Source organism: Acinetobacter sp. ANC 4862, from assembly GCF_004336635.1.
In the GTDB taxonomy this organism is placed as follows: Bacteria; Pseudomonadota; Gammaproteobacteria; order Pseudomonadales; family Moraxellaceae; genus Acinetobacter.
Window position 1 is genome coordinate 1 of record NZ_SJXH01000054.1, and the last position, 13,693, is coordinate 13,693.

General features: G+C 39.8%; 12 protein-coding genes and 2 pseudogenes. 7 read left to right on the plus strand and 7 right to left on the minus strand.

Annotation, left to right across the window (positions count from 1 at the left end; all coding sequences use genetic code 11):
* Window positions 1-827 precede the first annotated feature (827 nt).
* A pseudogene (locus tag E0409_RS17105) lies at window positions 828-989 on the plus strand (DUF6198 family protein); the annotation flags it as partial.
* 551 nt (window positions 990-1,540) lie between these two features.
* Here the strand turns inward: E0409_RS17105 and tyrS are convergent.
* On the minus strand, window positions 1,541-2,755 hold the full coding sequence (gene tyrS / locus E0409_RS15620) for a tyrosine--tRNA ligase (protein WP_131292327.1): 1,215 nt from the start codon (window positions 2,753-2,755) through the stop codon (window positions 1,541-1,543).
* An 80-nt stretch (window positions 2,756-2,835) separates the two neighbouring features.
* On the opposite strand from tyrS, the gene E0409_RS15625 reads away from it, so the two are divergent.
* Window positions 2,836-3,963, plus strand: coding sequence for an anhydro-N-acetylmuramic acid kinase (locus E0409_RS15625; RefSeq protein ID WP_131292329.1), 1,128 nt, complete (start codon window positions 2,836-2,838; stop codon window positions 3,961-3,963).
* 71 nt (window positions 3,964-4,034) lie between these two features.
* Here E0409_RS15625 and E0409_RS15630 read toward each other — a convergent pair whose 3' ends face one another.
* The 4 genes from E0409_RS15630 to E0409_RS15645 all read right to left on the minus strand — a co-directional run bounded on the left by E0409_RS15630 (window position 4,035) and on the right by E0409_RS15645 (window position 8,390).
* A complete protein-coding gene (locus E0409_RS15630) occupies window positions 4,035-5,321 on the minus strand; it encodes a lytic murein transglycosylase (protein WP_131292331.1) in 1,287 nt (428 codons plus the stop codon).
* Window positions 5,322-5,990: 669 nt separating this feature from the next.
* A complete protein-coding gene (locus E0409_RS15635) occupies window positions 5,991-7,112 on the minus strand; it encodes a 5-(carboxyamino)imidazole ribonucleotide synthase (protein WP_131292333.1) in 1,122 nt (373 codons plus the stop codon).
* 27 nt (window positions 7,113-7,139) lie between these two features.
* Window positions 7,140-7,652 (minus strand): 5-(carboxyamino)imidazole ribonucleotide mutase, encoded by a 513-nt coding sequence (gene purE, locus E0409_RS15640; RefSeq protein WP_086176732.1) that lies wholly within the window; start codon window positions 7,650-7,652, stop codon window positions 7,140-7,142.
* A gap of 399 nt (window positions 7,653-8,051) precedes the next feature.
* A complete protein-coding gene (locus E0409_RS15645) occupies window positions 8,052-8,390 on the minus strand; it encodes a DMT family protein (protein ID WP_131292345.1) in 339 nt (112 codons plus the stop codon).
* Window positions 8,391-8,640: 250 nt separating this feature from the next.
* Here E0409_RS15645 and mpl point away from each other — a divergent pair, with 250 nt between their 5' ends.
* From mpl to E0409_RS15660, 3 genes are all read left to right on the plus strand, one after another.
* A complete protein-coding gene (gene mpl, locus E0409_RS15650; protein WP_131292335.1) occupies window positions 8,641-10,005 on the plus strand; it encodes a UDP-N-acetylmuramate:L-alanyl-gamma-D-glutamyl-meso-diaminopimelate ligase in 1,365 nt (454 codons plus the stop codon).
* 87 nt (window positions 10,006-10,092) lie between these two features.
* Window positions 10,093-10,764 carry a DUF4145 domain-containing protein gene (locus E0409_RS16850; RefSeq protein ID WP_131292337.1) on the plus strand — a complete coding sequence of 224 codons (672 nt, stop codon included), beginning with the start codon at window positions 10,093-10,095 and terminating at the stop codon, window positions 10,762-10,764.
* A 541-nt stretch (window positions 10,765-11,305) separates the two neighbouring features.
* Entirely contained in the window at window positions 11,306-12,388 is a 1,083-nt protein-coding gene (locus E0409_RS15660) for a zinc-dependent alcohol dehydrogenase family protein (RefSeq protein WP_131292339.1), read from the plus strand.
* Window positions 12,389-12,442: 54 nt separating this feature from the next.
* Here E0409_RS15660 and E0409_RS15665 read toward each other — a convergent pair whose 3' ends face one another.
* Together E0409_RS15665 and E0409_RS15670 are read right to left on the minus strand one after the other, a co-directional pair.
* Window positions 12,443-12,727 carry a GNAT family N-acetyltransferase gene (locus E0409_RS15665; protein WP_131292340.1) on the minus strand — a complete coding sequence of 95 codons (285 nt, stop codon included), beginning with the start codon at window positions 12,725-12,727 and terminating at the stop codon, window positions 12,443-12,445.
* 52 nt (window positions 12,728-12,779) lie between these two features.
* Window positions 12,780-13,061, minus strand: a complete 282-nt coding sequence (locus tag E0409_RS15670; RefSeq protein WP_165541351.1) for a GNAT family N-acetyltransferase — start codon at window positions 13,059-13,061, stop codon at window positions 12,780-12,782.
* A gap of 106 nt (window positions 13,062-13,167) precedes the next feature.
* Here E0409_RS15670 and E0409_RS17015 point away from each other — a divergent pair.
* Both E0409_RS17015 and E0409_RS15680 read left to right on the plus strand, forming a co-directional pair.
* A pseudogene (locus tag E0409_RS17015) lies at window positions 13,168-13,366 on the plus strand (sugar transporter); the annotation flags it as partial.
* Window positions 13,367-13,426: 60 nt separating this feature from the next.
* Window positions 13,427-13,693, plus strand: a 267-nt coding sequence (locus E0409_RS15680; protein ID WP_131292342.1) for a transposase, incomplete at its 3' end; no start/stop codon positions are given.

A 13,693-nucleotide genomic window follows, 5' to 3' on the forward strand; every position in this document is an offset into this window, starting at 1 on the left:
TCTGACAAATATTTCTCAAATAAACTTCGAGTAATTTCTACCATCAATCAATGAAAATAATTTCGATCGATCAACCAGTAAAAATCCACACAAGTTGTTCTTCATAATCTCTTAATGATCTTCTTGCTCTTCGTCAGAGACAAGTCACTCAACGCCATAAACTCAACAACTCAGCGCTTCGCGCTTCGTTCGTTTCCGTCTATCTCGTCGGGATGCAGCGTATTCTATACAGTTTCTAAATGCGTGCAACCCCTAAAATGATATATTTATCACGCATGTCTGTTTTTTCTACAAAATCAGTGAAAAATCATGTTTTTTAGTCATTTTTTATACTTTTTTTAATAAAAAAATTGGTTTTTTTAAATTTTCTTAGAATTTTATATTTTAACTACAGCCATAAATCATCAATCCATCACTTCTTTCTACACCTATATCTATCTTCAAAATTTCAAATCAAGCTATAAACGCTATCTACTTAAATCACATTCCCACAAACAAGCCAACGATCCACATGAATACCCCTTACCTCTAACCAAATAGGTTTAAAACCAAATATTCATCAAGAATCATTCCCTTCTCTCAAAGAACGATCATTGCTTCAAAAAGTGATTTTTATAATTATTCACTGAATAGCAACAATCAAAGAGTCGTTTAAACCTGGTTTTATTTACTTGTTTGAAAGCCAACTCAATTTCCATTGCAACTCTTATTATTATTTAGTCGACTGCCCTTTATTAGCCTTTACGCCATCCAATTATTGTTATGCTTATTGAGCTGTCTGATCACGGCTTTTGGAGTGTGCATAGTACTAAAAAGTAAATTTAGTCTTCCTGGCTGAGGAAGGTTTGTATCAAGCATTTGCGATTCATCTTAATTTCACTTTCCGCTCATGCAAAATTTATGGCGATATTATTTTAGTTTTAATTGCAGTGGTCAGCGCTTATTTATCTCTACATAGATTATTGGGGTGCGAGAAGAAACCCTTATAACCGACTTATTTGTCGGCAGCTTAGTCAAAATATTTTTTCCCAAACTCAATTTCATTCACCTTAATGCTGCAAGACCCATAACTCCTGAAAAACAATCAAGCTCAGTAATATCTTATAAAACATTGATTTTTTGCTATTTAAGCAGTAAAAAAGATCAAGTAAATTAAAATTGACTAAATTTTAGATAGAAAAAAAGAAAGAGATCTCTCCCAAAATCTCTCCCTTGGAGTTGAATCTATAGCTCGATCCATGATGTCATTATTATAGTTATTGGTAAAAATTTAAAAAAAGTCTCTTGGGGAAGAGACTTAAAATTGTGGAGCTTTTGTTATACACGTACCCTCTAGATATGTTTTCTACACGATGTCTAGATGAATAAATCCTATACTTAAGCAAAACAGAATGCAACAGATTTGGGAAAATTTAACTGTTGTTTTTATAAGGTTTTTTTTGAATTTGCTTATTCGAAATATTAATATACGATATAAAAAATAAAAGCAGGCCAAAGCCTGCTTTTATTTCAACAACTTAAATAAAAATTCAAGAAACCCTTAGTCTATGAAGGTCACTTTAGCAATCGCTTTTTTACCTGCCTGAATGATGTATGTTTTGTTCTCATTCACAGAGAAACCCGCATCAACCACTTCCCAATCCACTTTTACAGCACCACGCGCCACCGCATCTTTGGCTTGTGCTGCATTTTTGGTTAAACCGGCCGTACGTAAAATAGAGGCAATAAACATTTCACCGCCAAATTCAGCACGTGAAATAGTCACTTCTGGCGTACCTTCTGGCAGCTCACCTTCAGTAATAATATTACCTGCACCTTTATGCGCATTTTCAGCTGCTTCCGCACCGTGGAAACGTTCTACCAACTCTAATGCAAGGATCTTTTTAATCTCTTGAGGATTACGACCTTCTTGCATTTCTTTTAATAACACTGCAATTTCATCCAGTGATTTAAAGCTAAGCAGATCAAAATAACGCTCGATCAAAGCATCTGGCATTGAAAGGACTTTTTGGTACATCGCGCCTGGTGCATCAAACACACCAATATAGTTCCCTAAAGATTTAGACATTTTATTCACACCGTCTAAACCTTCCAGAATTGGAACCGTAATACAGACTTGCGCTTCCTGATCATAACGACCTTGCAGCGTACGACCCATCAACAAGTTAAAGGTCTGGTCTGTGCCACCCAGTTCCACGTCTGCTTCTAACGCAATTGAGTCATAACCCTGGACCAATGGATACAAGAATTCATGAATCGCAATCGGCTGATGGTTGTTATAACGCTTGGTAAAGTCATCACGTTCAAGCATGCGCGCCACAGTTTGCTGAGACGCCAACTGAATAAGATCGGCTGCGGTTTTTTGTGCAAACCATTCAGAGTTAAAACGAACTTTTGTTTTATTCGGATCAAGGATTTTAAATACTTGTTCTTGATAGGTTTTTGCATTTTCCAACACTTGTTCACGCGACAATGGCGGACGGGTTGCACTTTTACCTGTCGGGTCGCCAATCATGGCAGTGTAGTCACCAATCAGGAAAGTTACATCATGACCCAAGTCTTGGAATACTTTTAGCTTGTTAATCAATACAGTATGACCTAAATGTAAGTCAGGTGCTGTTGGGTCAAAACCCGCTTTAATTTTTAAGGGACGATTTTCTTTGAGTTTCTTTAACAGATCCTCTTCAGAAATAATCTCATGAGTGCCTCGTTGGATGAGGGCAAGTTGTTCTTCAGCCGGCAGGAAATTTGACATCACAAAACCCAATACATCAGTTATACAATTTGTGCGATATACTAACACTTTTTCAGCATAATGCAGGCTTAACTATCATCATGACAGCGATCTATATTGGGGTAATGACTGGCACCAGCATGGATGGCGTTGACATTGTGGCTGCTTCATTTGATCCATTGCAGCTTCATGCCACCCTTACCTTGCCATTTGATCTGGACTTACGTGACGAACTGATGGCGCTGACTTTACCCGGTGACAACGAAATTGATCGCATGGGCAAAGCCGATGTGGCGCTGGCACAAATGATTGGTGATGGGATTAATGAGCTGATTGAAAAGAACCAGCTAGATCGTAGCCAGATTAAAGCCATTGGTTCGCATGGGCAAACCATTCGCCACCGTCCTGAACATGGTTTTACCTTGCAAATTGGCGATCCCAATATCATTACTGAAATGACCCAGATTCCAGTAATTTCAGATTTCCGACGTCGTGATATGGCTGCGGGTGGTCAAGGTGCACCTTTAGTTCCTGCATTTCATCAGGCCTTGTTCCAGCACCCAAGCATTCACCGTGTAATTTTAAATTTGGGTGGCATTGCCAATGTCAGCATGTTACCTGCGGGTAATCCAGATGCTGTATATGGTTTTGATACCGGACCTGCCAATATTTTGATGGATGCCTGGTGTCATCGTTATACCGGTCAACCTTATGATGAAAATGGTAACTGGGCAGCATACGGTCATCCGATTCGCAGCCTGCTTGACCGCCTGCAAGCTCATGAATATTTTTCTAAAGAACCGCCAAAAAGTACCGGACGTGAAGACTTCAACCTGGAATGGTTAGATGAACAAATTTCCGATTGGCGCAATGATCTTGAATATAACGAGTTAGAAGACACTCCTGAAAATGTTCAGGCGACCTTATTAAAACTCACCACACGGGCGATTAAAAAAGCCATTTACCGCTCCGACATGGATACCGGTGAAGTTTATGTCTGTGGCGGTGGTGCCTATAACTCACATTTACTCGAGCAATTGCGCTGGCGTTTGCGCAAACACAATTGGTCAGTCCAAACCACCTCCGCAATTGGCTTAGCGCCGACTTGGGTAGAAGCGACCGCTTTTGCATGGCTGGCGATGCGTTTTATGAATCAACAAAGTGGCAACCTACCGACCGTTACAGGTGCGGCAGGCTATCGTGTTTTAGGTACCATTACAGCGGTATAAACATAAATTATAAAAACATTTCACAATAAAAAGGTCTGCTTGAAGCAGACCTTTTTATTTCTAAAACATGATTATTTCATCATTTTCTGGGCATTTTCATTTCGAAATGCACGTAAAATTTGCTGGCCTGCACGACCTGTTGGACTCAAACCCAAACGATTTTGTTCTTGACGAATGGCTTGACGGGTTTTATCACCAATCAAGCCATCGGCTGTACCAATGTCATAACCTTTATTGAGTAAAAATTGCTGAATTTCACGTCGTTCTGCACGGGAAGTTCCTGGATCATCGGTTGGCCAGGCTTTACTAAATCCACCCTGACCCTGTAAACGATCGGACAAATGCGCAATCGCCAAAGCATAACTTTCTGCCGCGTTATAACTATATATAGCATCGAAATTTTTAAAGACTAAAAATACCGGGCCATTTGTACCTGCAGGTGCCATTAATCCCGCCGAACTGCTGTCAGATAAATTTCCCTGGATTAAGGGACTGCCATCGGCACGAACCACACCACGACTCACCCAGCTACTTAAAGATTTTTTATTGCGACGCCCTTCTCCATTGAGGGACATACCTTCAGGAATACGAACTTCAAAGCCCCACGGCATGCCGGTTTGCCAGCCACGTTTTTTAAGGAAATTAGCCGTTGAAGCCAAAGCATCTGCAGTGCTAGAAACCAGATCACGACGACCATCACCATCAAAATCAACTGCCAGCTCTTCATAGGTTGAAGGCATAAACTGGGTGTGACCAAATGCCCCAGCCCATGAGCCTTTCATTTGCTGCTCGGTTAAATCACCACGTTGTAAAATTCGCATCGTGGTAAAAAACTCTCCACGGAAAAAGCTTTGACGACGACCTTCACAACTTAAAGTGCCCAAAGCCTGTAATAAAGGATAACTTCCGGAAATATCACCAAAATTACTTTCTACACCCCACACTGCCACCACCGTTTCAGCCGGAACACCATAAGTTGCTGCAACGCGATTGAGTACATCTCGATGCTGGGCTAATTTTTGACGTCCCAGTTGCACACGTTCCTCATCAACCAGACCGGATAAATAATCCCAAATTGGCGTAGAAAATTCAGGTTGATAATTTAGTTTTTCAATGACGGAATAATCAGGTGTTAAATTTTGCGTATAGCGGTCATAGGTCGACCCATTCACCCCCGAAGTCATGGCTTGAGTACGTAAATTGGCAATACATTGCTGAAAATTATTTTGCGGGCTAAAAATTTGATTTGTAGGCGTGGTTGGAGTCACTGTGACACGTTGGCCATTAATAATCAGCTCAGCATTGGCTTGAGTCATTGCAAGAAAAACTGAACCTAAAACGAAAGCTAAGCGACGCATAGTATCCCTGATGGCATTTGAATTTAAATTATGTTTTTACCATACCACCATCAGTCGTTAATTTCTGAATCAAATCGTAAATTTAAATTCATTTCCCTTCATTTTAAATTCATATTCTGTTTTTAAATTTAAAAAGTTATCCACAAGCCCTGTTTTTAAAACTTTTAAATTCAAAAATACTCAAAATATGAATTTAAATTTATTGTTTTAAATTTAAAATGCGTTTTTTTAAATTCAAACCTACTGTGGATAAGTTAATCTCTTTTGTTTTTTTGTGCTCTTAAACACCTAAAACTTTAAATTCAAAACTCTATTTTTAAATTTAAAAGTTTAAATTCATATTTTCCAAAATACTTTGAATTCATATTTTTTAAATTCAAACACACCGGTTTAAATTTAAATTCATATTATTTTGAATTTATTTTTTATCTTTTGAATTTAAAAATTTCTGCATTTTTTACAGCATTAAAACTTAAATACAGCACAATTCTATTTGTTTGTTTTTTATGCAGTCTATCTATAAAGTATTGTACAAATTACATACAGTTATTTTTTATTCTGTTCCGATAAACGGTGCATAAGCTCAAAAGAGGCGCAATCATGCCCGAACTTCAGGCATAAAAAAAGCGGTCATTGGCATGACCGCTTTTTTATCATTCAATCGAAGGATTAAATGCTCATATCTTGAGTTAATGCCAAAGGTTCTGGCAAAATTTTCGCCAATTGACGGCATAAAGTGGTTAATTCAGCGCTGTCGTTTGGCATCAGCGTGATATGACCAATTTTACGACCTGTACGTTCAGTTTTGTTATACAGGTGCAAATGGGCGCCATTTAAAGCCAAGACATCTTCAGATTTTGGATGCTTGCCAATAATGTTCACCATCACTGTTGGACGAACCACTTCAGTTGAGCCGAGGGGTAAACCCGCAACTGCACGAATGTGGTTTTCAAACTGCGAGCAGACAGCGCCTTCAATGGACCAATGACCTGAGTTATGCACGCGTGGTGCCATCTCATTGGCATACAAGCCTTTATCGGTCACAAACAATTCAAGCGTCAACACACCGACATAATTCAAATGATTCAGCAGGCGAGTGATGTAGTCTTGCGCCATCGGTTGTAAATCTGTGCTGTTTGGCGCAGGCACGATCGAATGCGACAAGATCCCATTGTGATGGTGATTTTCAGCCAATGGCCACGTTTTCACATCACCATTTTGACCACGCACCGCAATAATCGACACTTCACGCGAAAACGTCACAAAGCTTTCAGCAATCAGTGAACCGGCTGGACCGAGTTCCGCCCAAGCCTGATCAATTTGCTCTGCGCTACGCAACACAAACTGACCTTTACCGTCATAACCGCCAGTAGCAGTTTTTAAAACAATCGGCAAACCTAATTCAGCAACCGCAGCTTTTAAACTCTCTAAAGAATTAACTGCTTTATACGGCGCAACAGGAATCTCGAGTTGATCGAATAAAGCTTTTTCCAGCAAACGGTTTTGCGCAGTAGCCAAAGCCTGACGTGGCGGATGCAGTTCTTTTTGCTTGGTTAAAACATCAACATCTGCCAGCGGTGTATTTTCAAACTCCAGACTGAATACATCTGCACTATTGATAAAATCTTGTAAGCCATTTTCAGCTTTGGTCGAAATCACCTGACCCATCGCGGCGGAAGGGCAATCTGTATTGGCTTCAAAGAAAGTGCATTGAATATTCAGCGGTAGGGCAGCTTGTGCCATCATACGGCCGAGTTGACCACCACCAAAAATACCGATGGTTTTATCCATAACGTGTGTCCCGTTTTAAGCTTGGCTTTAGATTTGACCAGGAATATTTTTGCTCGCCACTTTTTCAGTTTGCGCAGCACGAAATTCAGCAACATTTTTTGCAATTTCAGGACGTGTTAAACCTAAAATTTGTGCTGCCATAATCGCGGCATTGGTTGCACCAGCAGGACCAATCGCCAAGGTACCCACTGCAATACCTGCAGGCATTTGCACAATTGAAAGCAATGAATCTACACCATTCAAGATTGAAGATTTTACTGGAACACCTAATACAGGTAGATCAGTTTTTGCTGCACACATCCCTGGTAAATGCGCTGCGCCACCTGCACCGGCAATAATCACCTGAATACCACGCTCACGTGCTGTTTCAGCATATTCGAATAAACGATCTGGCGTACGATGCGCAGAAACAACTTCCGCTTCAAATGGGACGCCAAGTTGTTTAAGCATATTGGCAGTGTTTTCGAGAGTTGCCCAATCAGATTGAGAACCCATGATAATTCCAACGAGAGGTTGAGTGTCTGCAGCAGCCGCATTCATTGCAAATATTCCATAAACGAATGTAAGGAAGGATAAATCTCGACAAGTGCCAAGCTTTAAATGAATCACAAGCCCGATATTATAGACTGTTTTTTCATCTCACCAAAATTTAACAGATACTTTACTGCTATATTTCCGCTGCTTTTTAGGTAAATAATAAAGAAATCATCATCAATTCTAAAAAAGTATGAAATTATTATTTCCAACCATACTATCGCGTAAAGGCGACATGGAGGTCGCCGTTGAGCTGTGATACAAGGAAGTATCATCAGCTCAACAAAGGATTTTTGTTACTTTTGATCCCTCAAAAGTAAAGCAATGCCTCCACAAATTATTTTGGATCATAACTTGAGAAGAAGGCCATGAAGTAACTCAAATTCCAAATAAAATCATTAAGTTTTACTGACTTCTAAAAACAAAATATACACAACCTAAAAGACACAATCCTGCCCATAAATAATCCAGTTTAAAGGGCTGTTTAAACAGAAAAATCATAAAAGGTACAAACACCAGTAACGTCACCACTTCTTGGGTAATTTTCATTTGCCCCAACGCCCAGCCTTGTTGTGCGAGCAGGCGAGTAGCAGGAATCATAAAACTGTATTCGAGTAGGGCAACCACCCAGCCAAATAAAATGGCTTGCCAAAGCGGTGCACCATGTAAAAACTTCAAATGACCATACCAAGCTAAGGTCATAAAACAGTTAGAAATAATTAAAAGCAGTAGCGGAAAAAACATAGTCAATTTATCTGGAATAATCGTGAATATTTTACGTTTTTCCACTAAAAAAGCATGTCATTTCATCCATGATTTTTCCAGCGAACCATAGCTATATAACAGCGATATAAAACGCATGATGCAATCCTATGAATAGATACAAGAAAGACTATCTTTTCCACAAAACCCTTGATATCGTTGCTTTCAAATTGAATCAATAATGACACCAACAACACCGTGATGTGTCAAATAAGCAGTGGAGTTAAAACGAATGCATCTGCATATTTTGGGTATCTGTGGCACCTTTATGGGTTCGCTGGCACTATTAGCACGTGATTTAGGACATAAGGTGACGGGTTCAGATGCGAACGTCTATCCACCGATGTCGACCCAACTGGAAAATGCAGGTATTACCTTAATGCAAGGCTATGACCGTAGCCATTTGCAGCCACATCCAGATTTGGTGATTGTCGGAAATGCCATGAAACGTGGCATTGATGCTGTGGAATATATGCTGAATGAAGGTTTACCGTATATTTCAGGTCCACAATTTTTGGCAGATCATGTATTACAAGGTAAGCATGTCCTTGGCGTAGCCGGTACGCATGGCAAAACGACCACAACGACCATGTTGGCTTGGGTGCTTGATCAGGCCGGTTTAAACCCGGGCTTTTTGATTGGTGGCGTACCGCTCGGTTTTAGTGAAAGTGCACGTTTAGGCGGCGGCAAATACTTCTGTGTCGAAGCCGATGAATATGATTCTGCATTCTTCGACAAGCGTTCCAAGTTTGTGCATTACCATCCTAAAACTGCAATTTTAAATAATCTTGAATTTGACCATGCCGATATCTTTGATGATCTGGCTGCAATTCAAAAACAGTTCCATCATCTGGTACGTACCATTCCAAGTGAAGGCCGCATTATCGCCCCAATTACTGAAACCAATATTGATGAAGTTTTGGACATGGGCTGCTGGACACCTGTGGTTCGCACTTCATTAGATACCAATAAAAAAGCATCATTATCTGCCGAGCAACTGTCTGCAGATGGTTCACACTTTAAAGTGCTAGAAAATGGTGTGGTCAAAGGCATCGTTAGATGGAATATGACCGGTCAGCATAGCGTTGCCAATGCCTTGGCGACCATTGCCGCAGCTGAGCATGTGGGTGTATCCATTGAAACTGCATGTGAAGCACTTTCAAACTTTGGCGGTGTAAAACGCCGTATGGAATTGCTGGATACTGTGAAAGGTATTGAAGTTTATGATGACTTTGCCCATCACCCAACCGCGATTGAAACCACACTAGACGGCGCACGCAAACGTCTTGGTGAACGCAAACTTTGGGCAATCATTGAACCACGTTCTAACACCATGCGTATGGGGAGCCATAAAGATGGTTTGGCCCATTCTGCACGTTTGGCGGATGAAGTGATTTGGTATCAACCTGAAGGTCTGGACTGGGATTTGCAACCGGTGATTGATGCTGCACCAAACAAAGCCATTGTGGCACGCTCACTGGATGACATCATCAAAACTGTAGCCAGTGAGGCAGGCGAGGGCGATGCTGTAGTGATTATGTCGAATGGCGGTTTTGGTGGTTTGCATCAGAAGTTAATTACTGCTTTAAAAGCGTAACTATTTAGTATTTGAAAATTAAGGACTATTTTTATAGTCCTTTTTTTATTAGACTCAATAAATCCTCTATTTTTTATAATAAAACTTATGACACAAAAATATTATCCACCTACATATCAATCACTAGAATTTCACTGCAGTTATTGTAATGTTTATGCATCTCAACATTGGAGTACTACTAGTTATTTCAAAATAGAAACTATTTCAAATAATTTAATGAAATTTTCTTCATCTCAGACAGAAAAACTAGAATTAAGCTACTGTTCTCATTGTAAAAAAAGAACATTATGGCTTAGTGAAAATATTTTATATCCTCACGTAGATGCTCTTATAAAACCGCACGATGATATGCCTAAAAATCTTATAAAAGATTTTGAAGAAGCAATTAGCATAGTGAACAAATCACCACGTGGTGCAGCTGCATTACTTCGTTTAGTTATCCAAAAGTTAATGATTGAACTTGGAGAAAAAGGTGAGAATATCAATCAAGATATTGCTAGCTTAGTAAAAAAGGGCTTAGATCCTCATATTCAGCAAGCTTTAGATTATTGTCGCGTTGTTGGAAATAATGCTGTGCATCCTGGTGAAATAAAATTAGATGATTCGCCTGATATAGCAAATACACTTTTTGAAATGATTAACTACATTGTAGAAGATTTAATTTCTCGTCCTAAAAAAATCCAAGAACGTTTCAATAGTCTTCCTAAAGGGGCTCTGAATGCTATTGAAAAAAGAGATGAAACTTCTAAAACCATTTAAAAGTTATGATTCACGAATGGCGACATGAAGTCACTTCGTTGAACTGATGGTATAGGGATATACCATCAGTTCAACGAAGGATTTTTGTTACTTTTGATCCATCAAAAGTAAGGCAATATTTACTCTATATATTTTAAATATTTCTACAAATTTGAAGCTATGCCATAAAATTTAACTATCAAACAACAATATCTCTTAACTCTTACCTTCCTTATACATCACCTCAACATTAAAAATTTTCAGGTATAAATTTTTATCTTGAATCATTTCAGTCTGCATTCAAATCAGATCATTCTGTAAGCAAAACTGTCTAAGTAATGACTTCGTCAACAACTATTGCTAGCTTAGAGAGCGAAGCTCTGTGTATCCATACGCCACAATTAAACAAGCGACAAATACCGCAAGCCTCCAATATACTTCTTTCATGCTACTGCTCATATTTGGTTAGACTCAATTTAAAGCAACAGGTTTCAGTTTTGAGAAAAATTTAAAATATATCAATACGTAATGAAAGTAGACGAATACTAAAAGGAACAAGCTAATGACAACAATGAAAGCAATGGTTTACTACGGCGAAAATGATATCCGTTTTGAAGACCGTCCCATCCCCCAGATTATTGATGCAACGGATGCGGTCATCCGGGTCACCAAAACCACCATTTGCGGTACAGATTTAGGCATCTGGAAAGGTAAAAACCCCGAAATTCAAGAAGAGGCCAAGAAGAAGACCGGTAAATTTGACGGTCGTATATTAGGTCACGAAGGGATTGGTATCGTTGAAGAAGTCGGCTCGGCCGTCAAGAACGTGAAAAAAGGCGATCGGGTGATTATTTCCTGCGTCAGCCGCTGCGGGACTTGTGAAAATTGCCAGAAACAACTCTACGCTCACTGCCGTAACGGAGGTGGCTGGATTATGGGCTACATGATTGATGGTGCCCATGCAGAATATGTGCGGACTCCTTTTGCCGATACCTCGCTTTATCCCTTACCTGAAGGCTTAAATGAAGATATCGCAGTGTTTTTATCCGATGTATTGCCGACATCCCATGAAATTGGCGTGCGGTATGGCGATGTCAAACCTGGGGATAGCATTGCAATTGTGGGAACAGGACCAATCGGGATGGGTTGCTTACTGACTTCACAATTCTATTCACCAGCACAAATTATTGCAGTGGATATGGATGATAACCGCCTCGCACTTGCCAAAGAATTAGGTGCTACCCATACCATTAATTCCGGCAAGGAAGATGCGATCGCACGTATTCTAGAAATTACCGAAGGTCGTGGTGTCGATTGTGCGATAGAGGCAGTGGGTGCAGAGGCAACATGGAATATTTGCCAGAACGTGGTAAAAGAGGGTGGTCATCTGGCCAATGTCGGAGTGCATGGCAAATCGGTTAATTTTGAACTGCAAAAGCTCTGGATTAAAAACCTGACCATCACCACCGGTTTGGTGAATACCAATACCACCGGCATGTTGCTGAAAACCTGTTGTTCTGGAAAACTGCCTTTGGAACGGTTGGCCAGCCATCACTTTAAATTTGCTGAATTTGAGAAAGCCTATGATGTGTTTAAACACGCCGCAGATGAAAATGCAATGAAGGTGATTATCGATCTTGCTTAATTGGCTCAAAAAATAAAAAGCCCAGTTTTTGGGCTTTTTTAAATCACGACAAACTTAAGCCACAACATCTGCAAAGCTTTTATCACGTTTGAACATGACGTCTACATAAGAACAGGTTGGGACAATTTTCAATCGTTTTTGACGTGCAAATTCCACCAAAACATCCAGTAACTGACGCGCTACTCCATGTCCACGCAAAACATCATCAACCCAGGTATGATTGGCGATAATTTGATGCTCACCTGTCCAGATATAACTGATTTCTGCAATCCGTTGACCTGAATCGTTCAAAGTAAAAAATTCGCCTTTTTGACCATTATCATCATGTTGAAACTGCATCGCTATCCCTCAATTTTTTACTTGATTGAAATTAGAATACTTTAAAAATAACTTATTTCAACACATCATGAATGGATGAATCTTTATCAAAAACTGACTTGGCAAAAGGGCAGAGCGGAATGATTTTGATATTTTTCTCTCGTGCAAAAACGACTACACGCTCAAGTAACTTGTTACCCACACCTTGTCCACGCAGAGAATCGTCTACATCGGTATGTTCAATAATAAAGACACTTTCACCGGCCCAGGTATAGACCATTTCCGCTAGATGCTGATGATTGTCACCGATATAAAATTCACCTTTTTTGCCATCATCTTTGTGTTTAATTTCCAAAATTTTTATTCTCTCATTCGTGTGAACAGGAATAAACATGCCATAAATAGCTGCTCAATATTGTTAAGTTTTTTGGCTATTTCTATATAGGATTATCTATTTTCATGCGGATGCAACCGATGTCGCCATGGCGATTTATTCAGGCCTTTATAATGTCGGGATTAGCAGTGGGGCATTATTAGGTGGAATGGTCACGGCAAAGTTACGGCTTAAGTCAGATGGGGATCGTGAATGGCTTTCTTGCTGTTGTAGGTACCGTATTGGCATTCATTTTGGTGCAAGGTAAAGATTTTATTAAAATGTAAGTCGCTAGGGCCTGTCATCAATTAGCTTGAGAAAATCTAATCTGTCCTCATTATTTTTTCATGACTAAACGCTATGCATTAAGAGATGATCAGTGGGAACAGATTAAGGATCTGTTGCCCGGACGAGCGAGTACTGTTGGAGTAACTGCCAAAAACAACAGGCTATTTGTTGAAGCAGTATTATATCGGTATCGTTCAGGTATTCCGTGGCGAGACTTACCAGAACGCTTTGGGGATTTTAGAGTCGTGCACACTCGCTTTAGCCGTTGGGCTAAAGCAGGCGTATGGCAGAAAGTTTTTGAAGTGCTATCACATGAAAGTGATAAT

What these genes read in the sequence shown, in the direction of transcription:
- tyrS (WP_131292327.1), bottom strand. Translation starts at nt 2,755, where the DNA reads ATGTCAAATTTCCTGCCGGCTGAAGAACAACTTGCCCTCATCCAACGA.
- E0409_RS15625 (WP_131292329.1), top strand. Translation starts at nt 2,836, where the DNA reads ATGACAGCGATCTATATTGGGGTAATGACTGGCACCAGCATGGATGGC.
- E0409_RS15630 (WP_131292331.1), bottom strand. Translation starts at nt 5,321, where the DNA reads ATGCGTCGCTTAGCTTTCGTTTTAGGTTCAGTTTTTCTTGCAATGACT.
- E0409_RS15635 (WP_131292333.1), bottom strand. Translation starts at nt 7,112, where the DNA reads ATGGATAAAACCATCGGTATTTTTGGTGGTGGTCAACTCGGCCGTATG.
- purE (WP_086176732.1), bottom strand. Translation starts at nt 7,652, where the DNA reads ATGAATGCGGCTGCTGCAGACACTCAACCTCTCGTTGGAATTATCATG.
- E0409_RS15645 (WP_131292345.1), bottom strand. Translation starts at nt 8,390, where the DNA reads ATGTTTTTTCCGCTACTGCTTTTAATTATTTCTAACTGTTTTATGACC.
- mpl (WP_131292335.1), top strand. Translation starts at nt 8,641, where the DNA reads ATGCATCTGCATATTTTGGGTATCTGTGGCACCTTTATGGGTTCGCTG.
- E0409_RS16850 (WP_131292337.1), top strand. Translation starts at nt 10,093, where the DNA reads ATGACACAAAAATATTATCCACCTACATATCAATCACTAGAATTTCAC.
- E0409_RS15660 (WP_131292339.1), top strand. Translation starts at nt 11,306, where the DNA reads ATGACAACAATGAAAGCAATGGTTTACTACGGCGAAAATGATATCCGT.
- E0409_RS15665 (WP_131292340.1), bottom strand. Translation starts at nt 12,727, where the DNA reads ATGCAGTTTCAACATGATGATAATGGTCAAAAAGGCGAATTTTTTACT.